At 63.5% G+C, this 20,256-nt stretch carries 18 protein-coding genes; 10 read left to right on the top strand and 8 right to left on the bottom strand.

What is annotated here, in order from left to right; genetic code table 11:
• Window positions 1–15 precede the first annotated feature (15 nt).
• From M2427_RS12790 to M2427_RS12775, 4 genes are read left to right on the top strand one after another with little or no spacing between them, the layout of a single operon-like run.
• Window positions 16–747, top strand: coding sequence for an SDR family oxidoreductase (locus M2427_RS12790; RefSeq protein WP_280706656.1), 732 nt, complete (start codon window positions 16–18; stop codon window positions 745–747).
• A 31-nt stretch (window positions 748–778) separates the two neighbouring features.
• Window positions 779–1,525 (top strand): SDR family NAD(P)-dependent oxidoreductase, encoded by a 747-nt coding sequence (locus M2427_RS12785; protein WP_280706655.1) that lies wholly within the window; start codon window positions 779–781, stop codon window positions 1,523–1,525.
• Window positions 1,526–1,556: 31 nt separating this feature from the next.
• Window positions 1,557–2,714 (top strand): serine hydrolase domain-containing protein, encoded by a 1,158-nt coding sequence (locus tag M2427_RS12780; protein WP_280706654.1) that lies wholly within the window; start codon window positions 1,557–1,559, stop codon window positions 2,712–2,714.
• A gap of 3 nt (window positions 2,715–2,717) precedes the next feature.
• Window positions 2,718–3,110: a GFA family protein gene (locus M2427_RS12775; RefSeq protein WP_280706653.1), complete on the top strand. Its 393-nt coding sequence runs from the start codon at window positions 2,718–2,720 to the stop codon at window positions 3,108–3,110.
• A 2-nt stretch (window positions 3,111–3,112) separates the two neighbouring features.
• On the opposite strand, the gene M2427_RS12770 is transcribed toward M2427_RS12775, so the two are convergent.
• On the bottom strand, window positions 3,113–4,018 hold the full coding sequence (locus M2427_RS12770) for a DMT family transporter (RefSeq protein ID WP_280706652.1): 906 nt from the start codon (window positions 4,016–4,018) through the stop codon (window positions 3,113–3,115).
• Window positions 4,019–4,108: 90 nt separating this feature from the next.
• Here M2427_RS12770 and M2427_RS12765 point away from each other — a divergent pair, with 90 nt between their 5' ends.
• The 3 genes from M2427_RS12765 to M2427_RS12755 all read left to right on the top strand — a co-directional run bounded on the left by M2427_RS12765 (window position 4,109) and on the right by M2427_RS12755 (window position 6,222).
• A complete protein-coding gene (locus M2427_RS12765; RefSeq protein WP_280706651.1) occupies window positions 4,109–4,975 on the top strand; it encodes a LysR family transcriptional regulator in 867 nt (288 codons plus the stop codon).
• Window positions 4,976–5,043: 68 nt separating this feature from the next.
• Window positions 5,044–5,724, top strand: a complete 681-nt coding sequence (locus tag M2427_RS12760; RefSeq protein WP_280706650.1) for a site-2 protease family protein — start codon at window positions 5,044–5,046, stop codon at window positions 5,722–5,724.
• A 75-nt stretch (window positions 5,725–5,799) separates the two neighbouring features.
• On the top strand, window positions 5,800–6,222 hold the full coding sequence (locus tag M2427_RS12755) for a hypothetical protein (RefSeq protein ID WP_280706803.1): 423 nt from the start codon (window positions 5,800–5,802) through the stop codon (window positions 6,220–6,222).
• A 13-nt stretch (window positions 6,223–6,235) separates the two neighbouring features.
• Here M2427_RS12755 and M2427_RS12750 read toward each other — a convergent pair whose 3' ends face one another.
• From M2427_RS12750 to M2427_RS12720, 7 genes are all read right to left on the bottom strand, one after another.
• Window positions 6,236–7,027, bottom strand: a complete 792-nt coding sequence (locus M2427_RS12750) for a TonB family protein (protein WP_280706649.1) — start codon at window positions 7,025–7,027, stop codon at window positions 6,236–6,238.
• A 10-nt stretch (window positions 7,028–7,037) separates the two neighbouring features.
• Entirely contained in the window at window positions 7,038–7,499 is a 462-nt protein-coding gene (exbD, locus tag M2427_RS12745; RefSeq protein ID WP_280706648.1) for a TonB system transport protein ExbD, read from the bottom strand.
• A gap of 3 nt (window positions 7,500–7,502) precedes the next feature.
• A complete protein-coding gene (exbB, locus tag M2427_RS12740; RefSeq protein ID WP_280706647.1) occupies window positions 7,503–8,459 on the bottom strand; it encodes a tonB-system energizer ExbB in 957 nt (318 codons plus the stop codon).
• Window positions 8,456–9,145 carry a Fe2+-dependent dioxygenase gene (locus M2427_RS12735; protein WP_280706646.1) on the bottom strand — a complete coding sequence of 230 codons (690 nt, stop codon included), beginning with the start codon at window positions 9,143–9,145 and terminating at the stop codon, window positions 8,456–8,458. The genes exbB and M2427_RS12735 overlap by 4 nt, the downstream gene beginning before the upstream one ends.
• 20 nt (window positions 9,146–9,165) lie before the next feature.
• The gene (locus M2427_RS12730; RefSeq protein ID WP_280706645.1) at window positions 9,166–11,724 is read right to left on the bottom strand and encodes a TonB-dependent receptor; all 2,559 of its coding nucleotides are present in this window, start codon (window positions 11,722–11,724) and stop codon (window positions 9,166–9,168) included.
• Window positions 11,725–12,024: 300 nt separating this feature from the next.
• Window positions 12,025–14,436 carry a TonB-dependent receptor gene (locus M2427_RS12725; RefSeq protein ID WP_280706802.1) on the bottom strand — a complete coding sequence of 804 codons (2,412 nt, stop codon included), beginning with the start codon at window positions 14,434–14,436 and terminating at the stop codon, window positions 12,025–12,027.
• 234 nt (window positions 14,437–14,670) lie between these two features.
• Window positions 14,671–14,910, bottom strand: coding sequence for a hypothetical protein (locus tag M2427_RS12720; protein WP_128960038.1), 240 nt, complete (start codon window positions 14,908–14,910; stop codon window positions 14,671–14,673).
• Window positions 14,911–15,290: 380 nt separating this feature from the next.
• Between M2427_RS12720 and M2427_RS12715 the strand changes: the two genes are divergently transcribed.
• The 3 genes from M2427_RS12715 (at window position 15,291) to M2427_RS12705 (ending at window position 20,246) form a co-directional block, all read left to right on the top strand.
• On the top strand, window positions 15,291–16,466 hold the full coding sequence (locus M2427_RS12715; protein ID WP_280706644.1) for an efflux RND transporter periplasmic adaptor subunit: 1,176 nt from the start codon (window positions 15,291–15,293) through the stop codon (window positions 16,464–16,466).
• Entirely contained in the window at window positions 16,463–19,597 is a 3,135-nt protein-coding gene (locus M2427_RS12710) for an efflux RND transporter permease subunit (protein ID WP_280706643.1), read from the top strand. The genes M2427_RS12715 and M2427_RS12710 overlap by 4 nt, the downstream gene beginning before the upstream one ends.
• 64 nt (window positions 19,598–19,661) lie before the next feature.
• On the top strand, window positions 19,662–20,246 hold the full coding sequence (locus M2427_RS12705) for an invasion associated locus B family protein (RefSeq protein WP_280706642.1): 585 nt from the start codon (window positions 19,662–19,664) through the stop codon (window positions 20,244–20,246).
• Window positions 20,247–20,256 lie beyond the last annotated feature (10 nt).

The raw sequence follows: 20,256 nt of genomic DNA, 5'->3' as shown, positions 1-20,256 counted from the left end.
AGGGAGAACAACAGCATGGCAGACCGCCTCAAGGGAAAGCGCGCCGTCATCACGGCCGCAGCGGCAGGCATCGGACGCGCATGCGCGCTCGCCTTCGCGCGTGAAGGCGCAACCGTCATCGCCACCGACATCAACGAGGCCGGCATCGCAGGCCTGACAAAGGAAGGCATCACTGAAGTCGCCAAGCTCGACGTCCGCAACACCGCCGACGTCAACGCCTTTGCAAAACGCGTTGGCAAGATCGACATCCTGCTCAACGCGGCCGGCTTCGTGCACCACGGCACCATCCTGGAATGCTCGGAAGAGGATTTCGATTTCTCGTTCGACCTCAACGTCAAGTCGATGCACCGGACCATCAAGGCGTTCCTGCCCGACATGATCGCGGGCGGCGGCGGCAGCATCGTCAACATCTCCTCCTGCGCCGCGCTGCGGCCGCCGGCCAATCGTTACGTCTACAGTTCGTCGAAGGCTGCGGTGTCGCTGCTGAGCCGCGCCGTCGCGCTCGACTTCATCACCAAGGGCATCCGCTGCAATTCGATCTGCCCCGGCACCGTCGAGACCCCCTCGATGCTCGACCGAGCGGCCGCGCAGGGGCCGCAGGGCAAGGAGATGTTCATCTCCCGCCAGAAGATGGGCCGGCTCGGCACCGCCGACGAGATCGCCAACATGGCGATCTATCTCGGCAGCGACGAGAGTGCCTTCACCACCGGCGTCGACCTCGTCGTCGACGGCGGCTACATGCTCTGACGCCCCAAGGGATCGGACAGGATCACATCCGATGAACAAGATTGATCTCAACGACCGCGTCGCCATCGTCACCGGCGGCGCGCAGGGCTTTGGCCGCGCCATCACCGAGCGCTTCGTCGCCTCCGGCGCCAGGGTCGCGATCTGGGATTTTGACGCCGCGCTCGCTGAGAAGACCGCCAAGGAAATCGGCGACGATGTTCGCGTCTTCAAGGTGGACGTCACCGACACCTCAGGCGTCGAGCAGGCGCGCGATGCGACGCTGGCCGCCTTTGGCAAGATCGACATCCTCGTCAACAATGCCGGCATCGCCGGCGTCAACAAGCCGGTCTGGGAGACCGATCTCGAGGAATGGCGGAAAGTTCTGCGCATCAACCTCGACGGCCCCTTCATCGTCTGCAAGGCCATCGTGCCCGTGATGCTCAGGCAGAAATACGGGCGCATCGTGAACATCGCCTCGATCGCCGGCAAGGAAGGCAATCCGAACGCCGCGCACTATTCGGCCTCCAAGGCCGGCCTGATCGCGCTGACGAAGTCGCTCGGCAAGGAGCTCGCCGCGCATGACATTCTCGTGAATGCGGTGACGCCGGCAGCGGCCAAGACCGCGATCTTCGACCAGATGACGCAGCAGCATATCGATTTCATGCTGTCGAAAATCCCCAAGGCGCGCTTCGTGCTGGTGGAGGAGCTCGCGGCGATGGCGGCGTGGCTTGCGTCTCAGGATTGTGCCTTCTCCACCGGCGCGGTCTTTGATATTTCCGGAGGCCGGGCGACCTACTGAGACATCGATGGTCCGCCCGCGGAGGCGAACCATGTCGCTCGGACGTCGGGATTTTGTGAAGCTCGCAGCAGGCGCAGGCGCGCTGCCGCTATTGTCGCGGGGCGCGCTTGCGCAGCTCGCGCCCAACCCGCCGAGCATCCATCCGCCCTCGCCGGCCGAACGCGCCGGGATGGGCCGGCTGGCGCAAGCGTTCATGGACAAGTTCGATGTACCGGGGCTCTCCTTTGCGATCGGCTATGCCGGCACGATCGTGCACCAGGCCGCCTTCGGCGTTGCCGACCGCGAGCAGAACGAAGCCACGACACCGCAGCATCTGTTTCGCATCGCCAGCGTCAGCAAGATGATCACCTCGGTCACGCTATTCCGGCTGATCGAGGAGAGCCGCGTCAGGCTCAGCGACCGCGTATTCGGGCCCGGTGCGCTGCTCGGCACCGATTACGGCGTGCCGCCCACCTCACCCGGCATCGACCAGATCACGCTCGAAAATCTCCTGACGCATACGGGCGGCGGCTGGACCAACGACGCCAGAGATCCCATGTTCACGCATCCGCACATGGACCACACGCAACTGATTACCTGGACGCTGGCCAACCGGCCGCTCGACCGGCCGCCGGGCCAGCACTACGCCTACTCCAATTTCGGCTATTGCGTGCTGGGCCGGGTCATCGAGAAACTCACCGGCCAGCACTATGCGGAGCACGTCCGAGCTGAAGTGCTCGGCCGTTGCGGCATCACCAACATGTCGATATCAGGCAACACCCGCGATCAGCGCCAGGCGGGCGAAGTCGCCTATTACTGCAAGGTCGAGAGTCCCTACGACATGAACGTCCGCCGGATGGATTCCCATGGCGGCTGGATCGCAACACCGACGGACCTCGTGCAATTCCTGATGCATGTCGACGGCTATGCCCGGCCGGCGAACATCCTGCGCCCGCACACGATCGAAATCATGACGACGGCGCCGAGCTACAGCCCCGACTATGCCAAGGGTTTTTGTATCAACAAGTCAGGCAATTGGTGGCACAATGGCAGCCTGCCCGGGACCAGCACGATCGCGGTCAGAACCCATGGCGGCTTCTGCTGGGCCGCCTTCACCAATGTGAGCCGGCCGAACACCAAGATGGATGACGAACTCGACGAACTCAACTGGAACATGGCGCGGCAAGTCAGCGAATGGCGGGTGGCCTGAGCCATGATCCGCGAAGGTGGATGCCTCTGCGGCGCAGTGCGGTTCAAGGCCGACGGCGAGCCGCTGAACGTGCGCATCTGTCATTGCCGCATGTGCCAGAAGGCGATGGGCTCGCCCTATTTCGCCCGCGCCCAGTTCGACCAGAAAAAGCTGACCGTCGAGGGCGACACCGGCCGCTATCAGTCGTCCGAAGCGATCGACCGCGTGTTCTGCACGACCTGCGGCACACGGCTGTTCTCCTGGCGACGCAACGGAACGCTGGCGGGCGTCGCGCTCGCGACCTTCGACGACCGCAACGCCTTTGCGCCGACGGAGCACATCTGGGTCTCGGAAAAGCTCGCCTGGGTGAAGCTCGACGATGGCCTGAAGCAATATCAGGGGACGATCCCGACCTGAGATCAGGGCGGGCTTGAAATGGTGATGGCCTGCACGCGCCGCCCGGTCGTCGTTGCCAACCAGATTCCGGCGAACACCGCAACGATCCCGGCCGCAAGATTCCAGCGCAGTGGCTCGTTCAGCAGCCAGGCGCCGACCAACGATGCCGTGATCGGGTTGACCGTCACCGAGATCGCCACGCGCGTCGGCGTGGTCCGCTCCAGCGCGAAGGCCCAGAGATAAAAGGTCAGCGCCGCACCGAAGGCACCGAGATAGAGCGCCGCGAGCCATTGCGGCGTGCCGAAATTTGCGACGGGCGCGAAGCTGCCGCGGAAACTCGAAAGCAGAATGAGGCAGACAGCGCCCGCGGCCATGCTCATGGTCGTAAACGCGATCGGGCTGGAGCGCCGGATCAGCGGCTTCGACCAGATGCCGTACAGCGCCATGCAGAGCGCAGCCGCCATCATCAGGAGATCGCCACGCCAGGCGCCTGATGGCGCCGCGCTCAAGTCAGAGAGAAGCGCGACGGCAACGCCTGACGTGGCCACCACGACGCCGATCGATTTGCGCCAGGTCAAGGCTTCGCTGCCGAGCGCGGCGCCAATCACCAGCGACAGCAACGGCAACGTCGACAGCGCGAGCGCGCCGCGCGCGGCCGTCGTGAAGATGAGCGATGCGTTGAACAGAATTGGAAACAGCGCGAAGAACAGAATGCCAAGCCCCGTCGCGGCCGCCCAGTCCTCCCGCTCCGGCCAGTGATCGCGACGCAACAGCGTGAGCGGCAGCAGCAACAGAAAGCCGATGCCGAACCGGAACGAGCCGATCGCCAGCGGATCGATGCTGCCGACGAGATAGCGCGTCGCGCCGATCGAGGTGCCGCCCAGCGCACTCGACAGCACCGCGGCCAGAATGGCGAGAATTTCGTTCACGATGCCTCCCTTCAACGTCTTGGCGGACAGCATAGGGGGCGTGCCGAAACTGGGAATGGAATTTCCGTCATGCTGGGATAACGTCTCGTGATGACCGTGCCCGACCTCGATCCAGATCTGCTCAAGGCCTTCCTCGCCGTCGCCGAGCATCGCTCGTTCACGCGCGCGGCAGAACAGCTCAACCGGACCCAGTCGGCCGTGAGCGTACAGATCAAGCGCCTCGAGCAGCGGCTCGGCACAAGACTGTTTCAGCGCGGCAGGGCCGGTGTGATGCCAACCGCTGCGGGAGACGAGCTGCGCACCTATGCGCAGCGCATCCTCGCGCTGCATGCGGAAGCGGTGGGCGCGCTGCGTGCGCGCAAGCCGGAGGCCGTCATCCGTCTTGGCTTGATGGACGATTATGGCACGATCGTCGTTCCGCCCCTGCTCGCGAGCTTCGCCAAGAGCCATCCGACTGTCAGGGTCGAGGTCGAGACCGGACTGACCGCGATGATGCCGGTCCGGCTCGGCGAGGCCTACGACCTGGTCATCGCCATGCATCCGGAAGGACGCGGCAACGGTGAGCTGTTGCGGCGCGAGCAGGCGGTGTGGGCGGCAGCGGCTTGCTGCCGCGCCACGGAAGAGCGCACCCTGCCCGTCGCACTCTATCCACCCGGCTGCCTGTTTCGCCAATGGGCCGCAGAGGCGCTCGATCGCGCCGGCCGGCCATGGCGGCTCGCCTTTGTCAGCCGGACGCTGGCGGCGGTGGAATCGATCGCGGCACAGGGTCTTGCGGTCACCGTGGTCAAGGCCGGCACCCTGCCGTCCCGCCTTCGCGCTCTCGGTCCGCGCGATGGCCTGCCGTCGTTGCCCGCGGCCGACATCCGCCTCCATCGCGCCCGCGATCTCTCGCGCTCGGCGGCTTTGCTCGCCGATCATTTGCAGCGTGGCATTTCGGAACCGGCCACCCTATGTTGACCTGAAGCGTTGCTGCACCGCCTGACGGTCGTCTGCAAGGCGACAGGCAGAAGCGGGCTGGATGCGACGTGAACATTTCCTACTATGACCTCTCGGTGTGGGTGCTGCCGGTCCTGCTCGCCATCACCTTCCATGAGGCCGCGCACGGCTTCGTCGCGCACCGTCTCGGCGACAACACTGCCTGGCAGCTCGGCCGGGTCAGCTTCAACCCGCTCCGTCACATCGACCCGTTCGGCACGCTCATTTTGCCGGCGATGCTGCTGTTTGCACATTCGCCGTTCCTGTTCGGCTACGCCAAGCCCGTGCCGGTGAATTATCGCAATCTCAACAATCCGAAGCTGGACATGGTCTGGGTCGCCCTGGCCGGCCCCGTCACCAACATCCTGCTGGCGCTGGCAGCAGGCCTCGCGCTCCATGCCCTCCCCTGGGCACCGGCCAACTCGGCGCAATGGATCTTCGACAATCTCAAGAATGCGCTGCTGATCAACGCGGTGCTAGCGGTCTTCAACATGATGCCGATCCCGCCGCTCGACGGCGGACGGGTCGCGGTCGGGCTACTGCCCCGATCGCTGGCCCTGCCCCTGTCGCGGCTGGAGCCGGTCGGCATGCTGATCCTGATTGCGCTGCTGATCCTGCTGCCGCTGGCGGGTTCCCAGTTCGGTCTAAATCTTGATGTTATTTCAGCAATACTGCGAACGTTGACCGGTTATGTGATTCAAGCTGTTCTCTTTGCTACCGGCAATGCGTAGTTGAGGTCGTACCCGTCATAGACACTTGAAGACAAAGCCGAAGGGCTAGAGGCCAACTTGGTCAAAGCTGCCGATATGCTGATCGCGCGACGCGCCGACACCCGTGCTCGCGCCGATTTCGCCACCTGGAAGATGATGGCCAAGCTGAACGGGTTGTCGGCGCTGCCCCCTGACGCGCAAGGCTTCCTCGACGGCTACAAGAAGCTGCTGGATCGGATGAGCGAGGCCGAGGCGACCGAAGCCGCCATCGTCGAGATCTACAAATCCTACTATCTGGACATGGGCGGCGGCGGGAACCCACCCGACGTCCGCACGCGGCCGGCCGAGCCCGTGGCGGACAATGTTACCGCCTTCCGCCGCCCCGCGCCCAAGCCAAAGAAGACCAGTTTCTTTGGGGCGACGGCAGTCGGAGGAACCCAGAAGCGCCCCCTCCCGGTGGCCCTCATCTTCGCCTGCCTGGTGGTGGTTTACGTCGGAATCAAGTTCTATTGGCGCTGAGCCGCCGCGTCCGCTACTTCTGCGGCTTCTTGAAATTCACCGGCAGGTTGAACGAGAACTGGTCGTCCGTCAGCTCGGCCGGCGGAATCGGCACGGGATCCGAGCGACGCACCATCGATATCGCCGCGTCGTCGAAGGCGGGATCGCCCGAGGACTCCGCCACGTCGACAGAAACGACATTGCCGCGGCGATTCAGGACCAGGTTGAGCTTGACCGTCGTCGTCTTGTTCTTGTCCTTGGGATAGCGCTTGTGAATCTCGAAATAGGCGCTGATCCGTTTACCCCATTCGGCCGTCAGCTTACGAATGTCCTTGCCGATGCCCTGGTGCGGAGCAGCCGCCTTTTCGTCCTCGCGTGCATTCTCGTCCAGTGCCTGCCTTGCCGATTCCTGCGCGTTCGGCATCTCCTCGACGGCCTGGGTCTCGACCTTGGCGACCTTCGTGGTCTCTTCAACCGGCTTCTTGGAGTCGTTCTCTGTGACGAGGCGGTCCGGGTCCTCGGCCTCCTGAGGGATTTCCTTCGGCAGGTCGGTCTCTTTCACCTCGGCCTGCTGCTGCATCTGCTGGGGCTGGTACTGCGAGGCCTCGCTGTCCGGTCCCGGCGGCAGATCCGTCTCGGGAAGCTTCGGTGAGGTCATTTCCACGGCGTATTCCGCGCCGTTGGCCCCGAGGCCATCATCGCCGTCGTCGGCACGCAGGTTGGCAAGCGCCAGCGCGGCCCCGCCGATATGCAGGCCGACTGCCACGACAGCGGCCAGGATCCACAAGGGCCGCGAGGATTTTGCCTCGAACACGGGGTCGGTCATCGCGCCGCCATCAGTGTTGAACCGCTCCTTGCGCCGGCCCAGCCGCCGCAGGAGGTGCTTCGAGCGCCACCAGCTTGATCCGAGAATAACCGCCGGAGCGCAGGATTTCCATGACGCCCATCAACTCGCCGTAAGGCACGGCCTTGTCGGCCCGCAGGAACACGTACTTGTCCTTGCCCATGTCGGCGATGGCATCGAGCGAGCTGACGAGGTCAGTCCGCTTGACCGCATTTTCGCCGATCGCCAGCGTCAGATCAGGCTTGATGCTGACATAGGTTGGCTTGTCCGGCTTCTTCTGCGGCTGCGCGCTCGACGTCGGCAGGTCGATCGGTAGATCGACCGTCGACAGCGGTGCCGCGACCATGAAGATGATCAGCAGCACCAGGATGACGTCGATGAACGGCGTGACGTTGATGTCATGCGTTTCCGAGAAATCGTCGTCATCATCGTTGTCGGTGAGCGAGACCGCCATGGCTCACTCCGCCGCGCGCGAATGCGCGCTGCCGTGGCTGCGATCGAGATCGCGCGACAACAGCCGCGCCGCAGCCCCCGAGGCGCGGCTGACGAGCTCGAGATAGCCCTTCGTGACGCGCGAGAAGTGATTGTAGATGATGACCGCAGGAATGGCGGCGACGAGACCGATTGCCGTTGCAAGCAGCGCCTCGGCGATGCCGGGGGCGACGACGGCAAGATTCGTCGTCTGCGACTTCGAGATGCCGATGAAGCTGTTCATGATGCCCCAGACGGTGCCGAACAGACCGACGAAGGGTGATGTCGAACCGATGGTCGCGAGAAAGCCCATGCCGATGCGAATGCGGCGCGCTTCCGCGCGCATGATCTCGGCGAAGCTGGAGGCCGCGCGCTCCTTGATGCCGCTGTCGCTGGAAAGCCCAGCCGACATCCGCGCCTCGCGCAGCGCAGCTGCCAGGAAGGACGGCAGGATGCCCCCCTTGGTGCCGAGCGCCATCTGCGCTTCGGCAAGCGAGCGCACCTCGGAGATCGTCCGCAGGGCCGAACGCAGCCTGCCGGAGGCGACCGACAGCTCGATCGACTTCGCGATGAAGACGGTCCAGGTCACGAGCGAGGCGAAGGCAAGTCCGATCATCACCGCCTTCACGATGATGTCCGCCGACATGAACATCACCCAGGGCGACAGCTCCTTCATGGCCGGTGCGATGCCAGCCTTCGGCGCAGCGTCAGGCGCCGGAGCCACGGCAGCCTCGGTCGCGGGCGGGCTCGGCATCGCGGCCACAGGCGCGGCAACCGAGGGAGCCGCAGTCGACTGCGCGGGCGCCGCGACAGGTGCCGGCACCGCGGGACGAGCCTGCACCGGGGCTTGCGTTTGTGTCTGGGCAGAAACAGGAATTGCGAGCCAGCTGGCCGTCAGCAGAACGGCTGCAACGAGGCTTGCCTGGAAAGATCTGATCTTCATACTTCGGCCCAGGTGCGAATGAGGTTGTGATAGATACCCGTCAATTTGACCGTTTCGGGATCGTCACGCCCGAGCCGTGCCACCAACGCCTGAATGGCGGCGTCGAGGTCAAAGATCATACTGCGGGCTTGATCGTCACGTATCATGCTCTGAAGCCAGAAGAAAGACGCAACCCGCGACCCCCGGGTCACGGGGGTGACCAGATGCAGGCTGGTCGAGGGATAGAGCACGCAGTCCCCGGCTGGCAACTTCACTTCGTGCGAACCGTAGGTGTCCTCGATCACAAGTTCGCCACCGTCATAGTCCTCGGGCTCGCTGAGGAACAGCGTGACCGACAGATCTGTGCGGATGCGAAGGCCGGTCAGGCGGTCGCCGCGGATCGCGTTGTCGACATGCAGGCCGAAATGGTGGCCGCTGTCGGCCGCATAGCGGTTGAACAGCGGCGGAAAGATCTGGAGCGGGATTGCGGCTGCGAGAAATCGCGGGCTCGCCGTCAGCGCCGAGATGATCCGATGGCCGAGCTTGCGCGCGACTTCGCTGTCCGGAGGCAATTGTTCATTGCGCTTGACCATTGCTGACTGCGCGCCCGCGGTCGACCGGCCGTCTTCCCATTCGCTGGCGTCCATGATGCGGCGGAACTCCGCCACATCATCCTTGCTCAGGACACCGTCTATGCATGTCAGCATGGCACCTCGTCATGTCTCCATCAGTAGTGAGCCGAGATCGTCAGATAAGCGGCGCGCCCTGGTGCTTCCAGCACGAAGGGCGCGGCGCTCTGGTACAGCGCGTCGTAGTAACGCTTGTCGAAGATGTTGTTCACCGCCAGCTTCAATCGCCAGTTCTTGTTGATCTTCGCCTCTGTGAACGCGTCAAATCGCCAATAGCCCGGGATCGACGTGCCCTGGTTGGCCGCGAGCAAGGTGCCGCCATAGATTTGCGAGCGGTACACCGCCTGCCCGCCCAGTTCCCAGATATCGTTGAACTGGTACTTCGAGAGCAGGCTGAACGACTGATGAGCGATGTTGGCGAGCGGCCGCCCGACATTCGACGCATAGAGCGTCGCGTTGGCCGGCGGCGCCAGCGATTTGGTCACTTCCGATTGCATCAATACGAGACCGGCAGACACGCTCCATCTGTCGGTGATATTGCCGCCCATGCCGAGATCGATACCGCGAATCCGGTACGCTGCACCGGCAGTGATACAGGACACTGTGGTCGCGGGAGCAACGGGCGCGTAAGTGCAGCCAAGTGGCGCTGCGGCAGCCGCGCTGCCGACATTCTGCGCCTCGCGCGCGTTTTCCTTCTCGGTCTGGAACAGCGCTGCCGTGACCAACAGATGACGATCGAACAGCTCCCATTTCGTGCCGAGTTCGATCGCCTTGTTCTTCTCCGGGCCGAAGATCTGGGTGTTACCGCCCGCCAGAGTGGGATTGATGCCGCCATAGGCGGTGCTGGTGCCGTCGAACTCGGCGCCGACAGGATTCGAAGACGTCGCATAGGCGACGTAGACGCTGCCGTTCGGCAACGGCTTCAACGTGAGCCCGAGATTGAAGCTCGGGATCAGGAACTCCGCCGACTGCTGACCAAAGGCACCGGCCGTCGAGTATCCCGATGTCTTGAGGCTGTAGTCGTCATAGCGAAAACCGCCATTGAGGATCAGCAAGTCGCGGTAGTTCGCGGAATCGACGACATATCCACTCGTGGTGTCGATGCTGATCTTGGTTGGTCTGCCTGTGAGGCCTCCCGGGATGGGAAACGGATTGTCGGTGGCTTGCGGATAAAAGACGCTCACGCCGGACGTCGATCCACCGCCGGTGAAAGGTGTTGTTCCCGTCGTAATCTCGGAGGCAAGCCCGGTGTAGCTATCGATCGACGATCGTTCCCTGTCATATTCGATGCCCGCAAGCAGCGTGTGCTTGAAGCCGGCGAGATCGTTGAACTTGTAGGTCGCCTCGGTCTGGTTGGCGAACACGTCGGTGGCCTGGTAGCGGCTCTGCGGGTTGGCCGTGAGCGTGTAGGCCGTGAACGGCGCTCCCGCAGCGAGCGTCGGTGACTCCGGCAATGTGCCGATATAGTTCTGCGTCGAGTGCGACTCCCGAATCTTGTTGCTGAGCATCAGGTCGGGCGTGATCTGGACCTCGGCGTTGACCGTGCCGATGTCCTGACCGGTCCGATAGAAGTCGCGGTTGACGAAGCCGTAGAAATTGTTGCGGTTGACGCCGAAGTCCGGGAACGGGCCACCTGCGGTCGACTTCGTGCTCGGCCGATAGTACGGCACGCCGAAATCGGGCATGCCCGTCAGCTCGGTATGAATGTAGTTGCTCGTGATCTTGATCGTATCGGTCGGTTTCCAGGTGGTCGCCACGAAGGCGCCATCGCGATTGTCCTTGACCCGGTCTCGCCCCGCAACATTGGCATCCTGGAACAGGCCTGCCGCACGAATCGCGAAGGTGGGATCGACGACCTGGTTGACGTCCAGCGTCACACGCTTGGTCTGGTCGGTGCCAAACGTGGTGTCCATGTTGTAGAAGCTCTTCTCCGTGGTGGCCTGCTTGGTGACGATGTTGATCGCGCCACCTGCCGTACCACGGCCGGCGAAAGACGAGGCCGGACCGCGCAGGATCTCGACCTGCTCGGTGAAGAAGTTCTCACGAACGCTGACGCCGGCATCCCGCATGCCGTCGATGAAGATGTCGTTGCGCGCGTCGAAGCCGCGAATGAAGAAGCGGTCACCGAAGGCATTACCGCCCTCGCCGGTGCCGAGCGTGACGCCGGCGGTGCTCAGGATCGCCTGCTTCAACGACGTGGCGCTCTTGTCCTCCAGCAACTCCTTGGAAAGCACCGTCACGGATCGCGGCGTGTCGACCAGCTTCTCCGGGAATTTCCCGGAGGCCTGCATGTGATCGACCTTGTAGGGCGCGGCTGGATCCGCGTAGGGATTGCGGTCGGGAGCACCGGGACTTGGGTTGGCGACCGGCGCCTGGGCCGCCTGCTGGCGCTGCGCGGCACGACGCAGCGCGTTGCGGGCGCGGACCTGATCGGGCGTCGGTTTTGCGGCGGTAGAGCGCGGCCGCTCCTTCGGCGCGTCGACATTCACGGGCGGCAGGTTCGTTTGCTGTGCATGTGCTCCGCTCGAGACGGACGCAACCGCAATCAGGCTTGCGACAGTGGAAACAGTCTTGCCGGCCGCACCATCGAAATTACCGACAAATGCTTGCCGTGCCGCGGTCGAACGCAACGACCGCGGAGCCCTCGCCATACCCATTCTACGCCCCATTCCATTGCTGCAGTGTGTCGCACTGTGACGATGCGACACGCTGGTGGTATCGAGCGGGGCAAACAGGGTCAACGCAATCGCGGCCATAGCAATCTTGAATCCATCCAGATCAAAACAATTCTAAATTCGAGTTTGAAACCGTTCTAAACTCGAGTTTGTAAGCGTTCTAAACTGGAGCAGAGTTTGTCCTTGCGATGCACGTTCATGCATCGCGATGAGCGCCAAAAGCGCGGGAACGCCTGCCGTGGGCAGGCATCCCTTGATGTAGCAGGCGCAATCAAAACTTCATCAGAACTTCGCCGTCGTGACGATGTAGAACGCCCGCCCCGGCGCGACCGCGACGAACGGCACGGCGCTGCGATAGAGCGTGTCGTAGTAGAGCTTGTTGGTGAGGTTCTGGGCGTAGAGCTTCATGGTCCAGTTCTTGTCGAGCTTCTTCTCGACGAACGCATCTAAGCGCCAGTAGCTAGGCAGCTCGTTGCCGGTGTTGGCCGCGAACGTGCCACCATAGACCTTGGAGCGGTACACCGCCTGGCCACCGACCTCCCAGTCACCGTCGAACTTGTACTTGGTCAGCATGCTGAACGACTGGTGGGCGACGTTGGCGAGCTGCAGGCCGAGATTCGAGGCAATGTTGCTTTGCGTGACCTTCGACTGCATCAGCACCAGGCCGCCGAAGACGCTCCAGCGATCGGTGATCTTGCCCTCGGCCTCGATGTCGATACCCTGGATGCGGTAGGCCGCATTCGAGGTGAGCACGCCGGCAGCATTGGTCTCGCGCGCGTTGTCCTTGGTGGTCCGGAACAACGCCGCGGAGACCAGCAGGTGACGATCGGCGAGCTCCCATTTCGTTCCGAGCTCGGCCGCCTTGTTGCGCTCAGGCCCGAGCAGGACGGCGGTGTTGGCGGGAACGCCGCCGTAATCGGTGCCGGTTGCATCAAGCTCCGAGCCGAACGGATTGGCCGAGGTCGCATAAGCGGCATAGATGCTGCCGATCGACACCGGCTTGTAGACCAGGCCGACATTGTAGTTGACCAGGTCGGAGTTCATTTTCAGATGGGCCGTGTTGGTCGACGAGCTCATGACGTAGCCGTCGTAACGGATGCCTCCGTTGACGATGATGGTGTCCCGCCAGTTCGCGGTGTCCATGGCGTAGACGCTGCTGGTGTTGACGCCATAGCGCGTCGGATTACCCGTCAGCGACGGCGTGCCGAAGGGAGCGTAGGTGTACTGGGGCGAATAGAGATTGACCCCCGAGACGGCGCCGTTGCTGGTAAAGCCGCTGCCGGCCAGTTCCGACGCGAGCCCCGAATAACGGTCGATCGAGACATTCTCGTTGGTGTACTCGACGCCGAACACCGCGGTGTGCTTGACCCCGCCGGTATCGAGTTTGAACGTGGCCTCGTTCTGGTTCGCCCACACGTCCACGGTCTGGTAGCGGCTCTGCGCGCTTGCCGTCGTGGTCCAGAGCAGCGGATTGACGTTGGTCGTCACCGGGTTCTGCGGCAGCGTGCCGATATAGTTCAACAGCGAATGCTCGCCGCGCACCTTGCTGCTGAGCGTGATGGCGTCGTTGACCTTGTACTCCGCAGTGCCGGTGCCGAAATCCTGTCGCGCGGTCTGGAAGTCGCGATTGAGGAAGCCGTACCAGGTGCCGCGCGGAATGCCGGCCGACGTCACCGGCACGTTGCCCTGCTTGTAATAGGGCACGCCGAAATCGGGCAGGCCGCTGAGATCAGTATGGACGTAGTTCGTCGTGATCTTGATGTCATTGGTCGGCGTGTACCTGGTTGAGAGGAACGCGCCCCAGCGATCGTCGGTCACGTAGTTGCGGCCGGCGACATTGGCATCCTGGAACAGGCCGCCAGTGCGCACCGAGAATGTGGGATCGACGACCTGGTTGACGTCGAGCGTGACGCGCTTGGTCCTGTCGGTGCCGAACTCGGTATCCATCCGCTTGAAGTTGACGTCACCGGCCTGCTTGGTGACGATGTTGATGGCGCCGCCGGCCGTGCCGCGGCCGGCATAGGACGATGCCGGCCCGCGCAAGATCTCGATCTGCTCGGTGAAGAAATTCTCGCGGATCGACACGGCGGGATCGCGGATGCCATCGATGAAGACGTCGTTGCGCGCATCGAAGCCGCGAATGAAGAAGCGATCACCGAAGGCGTTGCCGCCCTCGCCCGATCCCAGCGTCACGCCGGCGGTCGAGCGTCCGATCTCCTTCAGCGTCGTCGCGTTCTTGTCCTCGAGCACCTCCTTGCTGAGCACCGTGATCGTCTTCGGCGTGTTCAGCATCGGCTCGGGAAACTTGCCGGAGGCTTGGACGTGATCGACCTTGTAGGGCGCGGCCGGATCGGCATAGGGATTGCGATCGAGCGCACCGGCCGGGGCCGGCGTTGCGGCGGCGGCCTGCTGCTGCGCCTGCTGGCGCTGCGCGGCACGGCGAAGCGCGTTGCGCGCGCGGACCTGCTCGGGCGAGGGCTTCGAAGCCACAGGACGCGGACGCTCGACCGGTGCATCGACATTCACCGGCGGCAGGCTCGACTGCTGCGCCTGCGCGCCACTCGACACCGATGCCACCGCAATCAGGCCGGCGACGACTGATGTCGCCTTGCCGGAATTTCCGTCGAGCTTGTCTTCGTTTGAATTTCTTGCCGCGATCGCACGCAACGATCGCGGAGCCACCGCGAGCCCCATTGCAAAACACCCCATTCCAAATTCGTCGATGCGCAACATGCGCGACGAACGATGAGGCGGTGCTATCGACCGTAAAAAATCGGGTCAATGCGACGAGGCCTGCGCGAGCACTTGAATAGGTCTAGATCAAAGCGATTCTAACACTTCGATTTCGAAACAGCCGAAATGTCGCGCGACAGATTGATGCAGTCAGACATTTCATCGCTTGTCTTCGCGCATCGTCTCGCGCAGCCGTCAGTCGCTGCTCGGCGGCTTCATCAGCGAGAACAATTCGTCGACCGTGCGCTGCGCGGTCGCGCGCACGCGATCTGTGTTGTCCATGCCGGCGATGTTGACGCCGCCCACGACGGCCTTGATCTCGTCGCGGAAGTCGGTGAGGAAGCGCAAGGGATCGCGCTGCTCGTTGGCGACGCGTGCGATCAACCCCGTGATCAGTATCTGACACGCGATCAGCTTGCCGTTCAGCTCGTCCATTCCGTACTCCCGATGTGGCGGCGCTGATATGGACGAGGCTGATTTTGCTGACAACCGAAACGCGCCACAGGCGATTTAGAACCGTTCTCGCGAAGACAGATCCGGCGCGTTCGCGCGCGCCCTCGCACTGCGGCGCCCACGCCGCCTGCGAGCATTTCTTCTCGCCTGCACGCTCCTCGTTCGCAGCGGGAAAATGCAGCACTGCACACTGCTGCGTCACCCGTCTGCCTACGGGGTGCAAAGCTTTCCAATTGTTTAGGATTATCAACGGATAGTGCTGTTTACACTGGAACTTGGCGTGTATTATACAAGCCTTGCTGGAACCCCTTTGATTGCCCCGCAATTCGTTGTTTTGGGCATACAAGCCGATACGCTCACATATGAAAAAGTCACGGCCGATACTGTGGATTGTCATCATCGCAGCTGTGGCCGGTGGCGGCTATTACGGCTGGCAGCGATATCAGGCGCCCGACGCCGGGAACGCCCAGACCGCGCAGAAGGGTCCACCGCGCGCTTCCGCAGTGCCCGTCAGCATCGCGCCGGTCCAGAAGGCCGATTTCCCGGTTTACCTGACCGGCCTCGGCACCGTGCAGGGCTTCAACACCGTCCAAGTCCGGACCCGGGTGGACGGCCAGATCGACAAGATCGCCTTCACCGAGGGCCAAATGGTCAAGCAGGGCGATCTTTTGGTCGAGGTCGACCCGCGCCCGTTCCAGGCCGCCCTCGACCAGGCCAAGGCCAAAAAGCAGCAGGACGAGGCCAACCTCGCCAACGCCAATCTCGATCTTCAGCGCTTCACCAAGCTCGGCGAATTCGCGACGCGGCAGCAGACCGATACGCAGCGCTCCACCGTCGCCCAGCTCACCGCCCAGATCGCCGCCGACGATGCGTCGATCTCCAATGCCCAGACCCAGCTCGACTACACCCAGGTCAAGGCGCCGATCACCGGCGTCGCGGGGCTGCGCCAGGTCGATATCGGCAACATCGTCAATGCCTCGAACCAGACTGGCATCGTCAGCATCGCGCAGGTCGAGCCGATCACGGTGATCTTCACGGCGCCGGAGGACCAGCTGCCCTATATCAGCGAGGGCCAGAAGTCCGGCGAGCTGAGGGTGATCGCGTTCACCACCGACGGGAAAAAGACGCTGGCCGAAGGCAAGCTCGCGGTGATCAACAACCAGGTTGATACGACCAGCGGGACTATCAGGCTCAAGGCGGTGTTCGACAACAAGGAACACACGTTGTGGCCGGGACAATCGGTGTCGACACGCCTTTTGGTGCGGACCCTGAAGGATGCGACCGTCGTCCCCGATGACGCGGTTCTGCATTCGACCAACGGCCTCTACGCTTATACCGTCAGTCAGGACAACAAGGCCGAGGTTCGCAAGATCAAGGTCAGCTACGCCATCGACGGACGTTCGGTCATCGATGAAGGGCTGAGCCCCGGCCAGCAGGTGATCACCGGCGGTCAATACAAGGTGCAGCCCGGAAGCCTCGTCTCGACGACCGTGGCGAGTTCGGATCCGGTTCAGAAAAGCAAGGTTCAGCAGGAATGACCGAAGGCGGGATTTCGGCACCTTTCATCCGTTATCCCATCGGCACATCGCTGCTGATGGCCGGCATTCTTTTTGTCGGTCTTGTCGCCTATCCGCTGCTGCCGGTCGCACCGTTGCCGCAGGTGGACTTCCCGACCATCCAGATCACGGCCAATCTGCCGGGCGGCAGCCCGGAGACGATGGCCTCGTCGGTGGCGCAGCCGCTGGAGCGCCAGTTTGCCCAGATTCCCGGCATCGCGCAGATGACGTCGACGAGTTATCTGGGTACCGCTTCGATCACCATCCAGTTCGACCTCAACCGCAGCATCGACGGTGCCGCCAACGACGTCCAGGGCGCCATCAACGCCGCCAGCGGCCAGTTGCCGAAGAGCCTCCCCTCACCGCCGACCTATCGCAAGGTCAACCCGGCGGACTCGCCGATCCTGCTGCTGTCCGCGACATCAGACACGCTGCCCCTGACCACCGTCAGCGATTCGATCGACGCCCAACTCGCCCAGCAGATCAGCCAGATCTCCGGCGTCGCGCAGGTTTTCATCGGCGGCCAGCAGAAGCCCTCGATCCGCGTGCAGATTGATCCGGCGAAACTCGTCGCCAAGGGCCTGGCACTGGAAGACGTCCGGAGTGCGATCGGCATCACCACGGTAGATAGCCCGAAGGGCAATATCGACGGCGAGAAGCGCGCCTACACGATCTACGCCAACGACCAATTGCTGCAGTCCAAGGACTGGAACGACGTCATCATCGCCTACCGCAACGGCGGCCCGTTGCGGATCAAGGACATCGGCCAGGCGGTGACCGGGCCTGAGGACGCCAAGCAGGCGGCCTGGGCGAACGGCAAGCGCGGCGTGTTCCTGGTCGTGTTCAAGCAGCCGGGCGCCAACGTCATCGAGACCGTCGACCGGATCAAGGCGACCCTGCCCCGCCTCGTTGCGGCGATCCCGCCCGCGGTCAAGATAGAGGTCATCAGCGACCGCACCACGACCATCCGTGCGGCGGTCGAGGACGTGCAGTTCACGCTGCTCTTGACCATCGCCCTCGTGGTCATGGTCATCTTCGTCTTCCTGCGCAGCTTCTGGGCGACGGTGATCCCGACCATCACGGTTCCGCTGGCGCTGCTCGGCGCCTGCGCGCTGATGTGGGTGTTCGGCTATTCGCTCGACAATCTGTCGCTGATGGCGCTCACGATCGCGGTCGGCTTCGTCGTCGACGACGCCATCGTGATGCTCGAGAACATCACACGCTACATCGAGGAGGGCGAGAAGCCGCTCGCCGCCGCCTTCAAGGGCTCCAAGGAAATCGGCTTCACCATCGTCTCGATCTCGATCTCGCTGGTCGCGGTGCTGATCCCCCTGCTCTTGATGGGCGGCATCATCGGTCGCCTGTTCCGCGAATTCGCGGTCGTGCTGGCGATGACGATCTTCGTCTCCATGTTCGTGTCGCTGACCCTGACGCCGATGATGGCCTCGCGCTTCCTGCGCGCCCATGGCGAGGTCACCCACGGCAAGTTCTACCAGTGGAGCGAGCGCGCCTTCGACGCGATGCTGCGCGGCTACGAATCCGGACTCGACCTTGCCCTGGCCTGGCGGCGAACCACGCTCGTGGTCTTCTTCGCCACGCTCGCTCTATCGGTCTATCTGTTCATCCTGATCCCGAAGGGTTTCTTCCCGCAGCAGGACGTCGGCCTGATCACCGCGACCTCGGAAGCCTCCCAGGACATCTCCTTCGCCGAGATGCAACGTCGGCAGGTCGACCTCGGCCAGATCGTCATGGCGGATCCCGATATCGCCTCGATCGCGATGAACATCGGCGGCAGCGGCCGCGCCGGCAACAACGGCAACATGTTCATCACGCTGAAGCCGCGCAACGAGCGCGAGGCGTCTGCGCAGCAGATCATCGCGCGGCTGCGTCCCAAGCTCGAGAAGGTCGCCGGCGCCCGCCTCTACATGCAGGCGGCCCAGGACGTTCGCCTCGGTGGTCGTCCGACCCGCACGCAGTTCGAGTTCACCTTGCAGGACGCCGATCTCGGCGAGCTCAATTCGTGGGCGCCGAAGATCCTCGCCAAGATGCAGACGCTGCCGGAGCTGCGTGACGTCGCGACCGACCAGCAGACCCAGGGCACCACGGTCCAGCTCAAGATCAACCGCGACACCGCCTCGCGCTACGGCATCCAGCCGCAGCTGATCGACGACACGCTCTACGACGCCTTCGGCCAGCGCCAGGTCGCCCAGTACTTCACTCAGCTCAACAGCTATCACGTGATCCTGGAAATCCTGCCGGAGATGCAGGGCAATCTGGATTCGCTGAACAAGCTCTATCTGAAGTCACCGCTGACCGGCGACCAGGTGCCGCTGTCGACCTTTGCGACCTGGTCGACCGATCCGGTCCGCCCGCTTTCGATCAGCCACCAGGGCCAGTTCCCGGCGATCACGATCAGCTTCAACCTCGCCCAGGGCGTTGCGCTCGGCCAGGCCACCGAGGCCGTGCAGAAGGCGATGGCCGATCTCGGCGCGCCGGCGACGCTGAACTCGAGCTTCCAGGGCACCGCGCAGGCGTTCCAGCAATCGCTCGGCACCGTGCCGCTGCTCATCCTCGCGGCGCTGGTCGTGGTCTATCTGATCCTCGGCATCCTCTACGAGAGCTACATCCATCCGATCACGATTCTGTCGACCCTCCCCTCGGCCGGCGTCGGCGCGCTTGCGATCCTGATGGCGGCCGGCTTCGAGTTCAGCCTCATTGCCCTGATCGGCGTCATCCTGCTGATCGGCATCGTGAAGAAGAACGGCATCATGATGGTCGACTTCGCCATCGCCGCCGAACGCGACGGGAAGACACCGGAGGAATCGATCCGCCAGGCCGCGCTGCTCCGCTTCCGCCCGATCATGATGACCACGATGGCCGCGCTGCTCGGCGGTGTGCCGCTGATGCTTGGCCACGGCACCGGCGCCGAGATCCGCCAGCCGCTCGGCTACGCCATGGTTGGCGGCCTGATCGTCAGCCAGGCGTTGACGCTGTTCACCACTCCGGTGGTCTACCTTTACCTCGACAAGTTCTCGAACCTGTTCAAGAGCCAGTCGGTCGAGGACGACCACGAGACCTCGGGACATGGCACCGTCAAGGAAGCCGCCGAGTAAGCTTGCGCCGCGGCTTTGGCGACGCTACAGCGAGGCCCCCGGTTCACGCCAACGCGGTCTCGCCATGCCCATGCAATCCAGACTTGTTGCTCTCTTCGCCGCTGCCCTCATGTCGACAAGCGTTGCGTATGCCCAGCAGAGCGCCAAGAAGAACGCAGCTCCCCCTGCCCCGGCGACCGCGCAGCCCACGCCCGCGCCGACCCAGCCGCAGGCCCAAGCCCAGCCCGACGGCACGCCGCCGCAACCTGGTTGGATCGCGCGCTGCACCAGCGCCAGCCGCGACGCGCCGCTCGAATGCGCGATCGAGCAGAACGCCGTGCTGACCAAGACCGGCCAGACCATCGTCCTCATCAACATCCGCATTGCTCCCGACACCCGCACGCCGGTTGCACTGCTGCAGCTGCCGCTCGGCCTCAACCTGCCTGTTGGTGCCAAGCTGCAGGTCGACGAGGGCAAAACCGTCGATCTCCAGATCCAGACCTGCGAGAACCGCGGTTGCTACGCCTCGACGCCGATCGCGCCTGATATGCTCGCCGCCTTGCGCTCAGGCAAGCAACTGAAGGTCTCCTTCCAGAACATGGCGAAGGAAACGATCGCAATCCCGATGCCGCTGAACGATTTCGCGGCCGCCTACGATAAGATCAAGTAACGGAGCTCCC

It is taken from the genome of Bradyrhizobium sp. BR13661 (genome assembly GCF_029892425.1).
Lineage (GTDB): Bacteria > Pseudomonadota > Alphaproteobacteria > Rhizobiales > Xanthobacteraceae > Bradyrhizobium.
The sequence above is the reverse complement of the archived record's forward strand: the minus strand, read 5'-3'. Positions and strand labels throughout refer to the sequence as shown.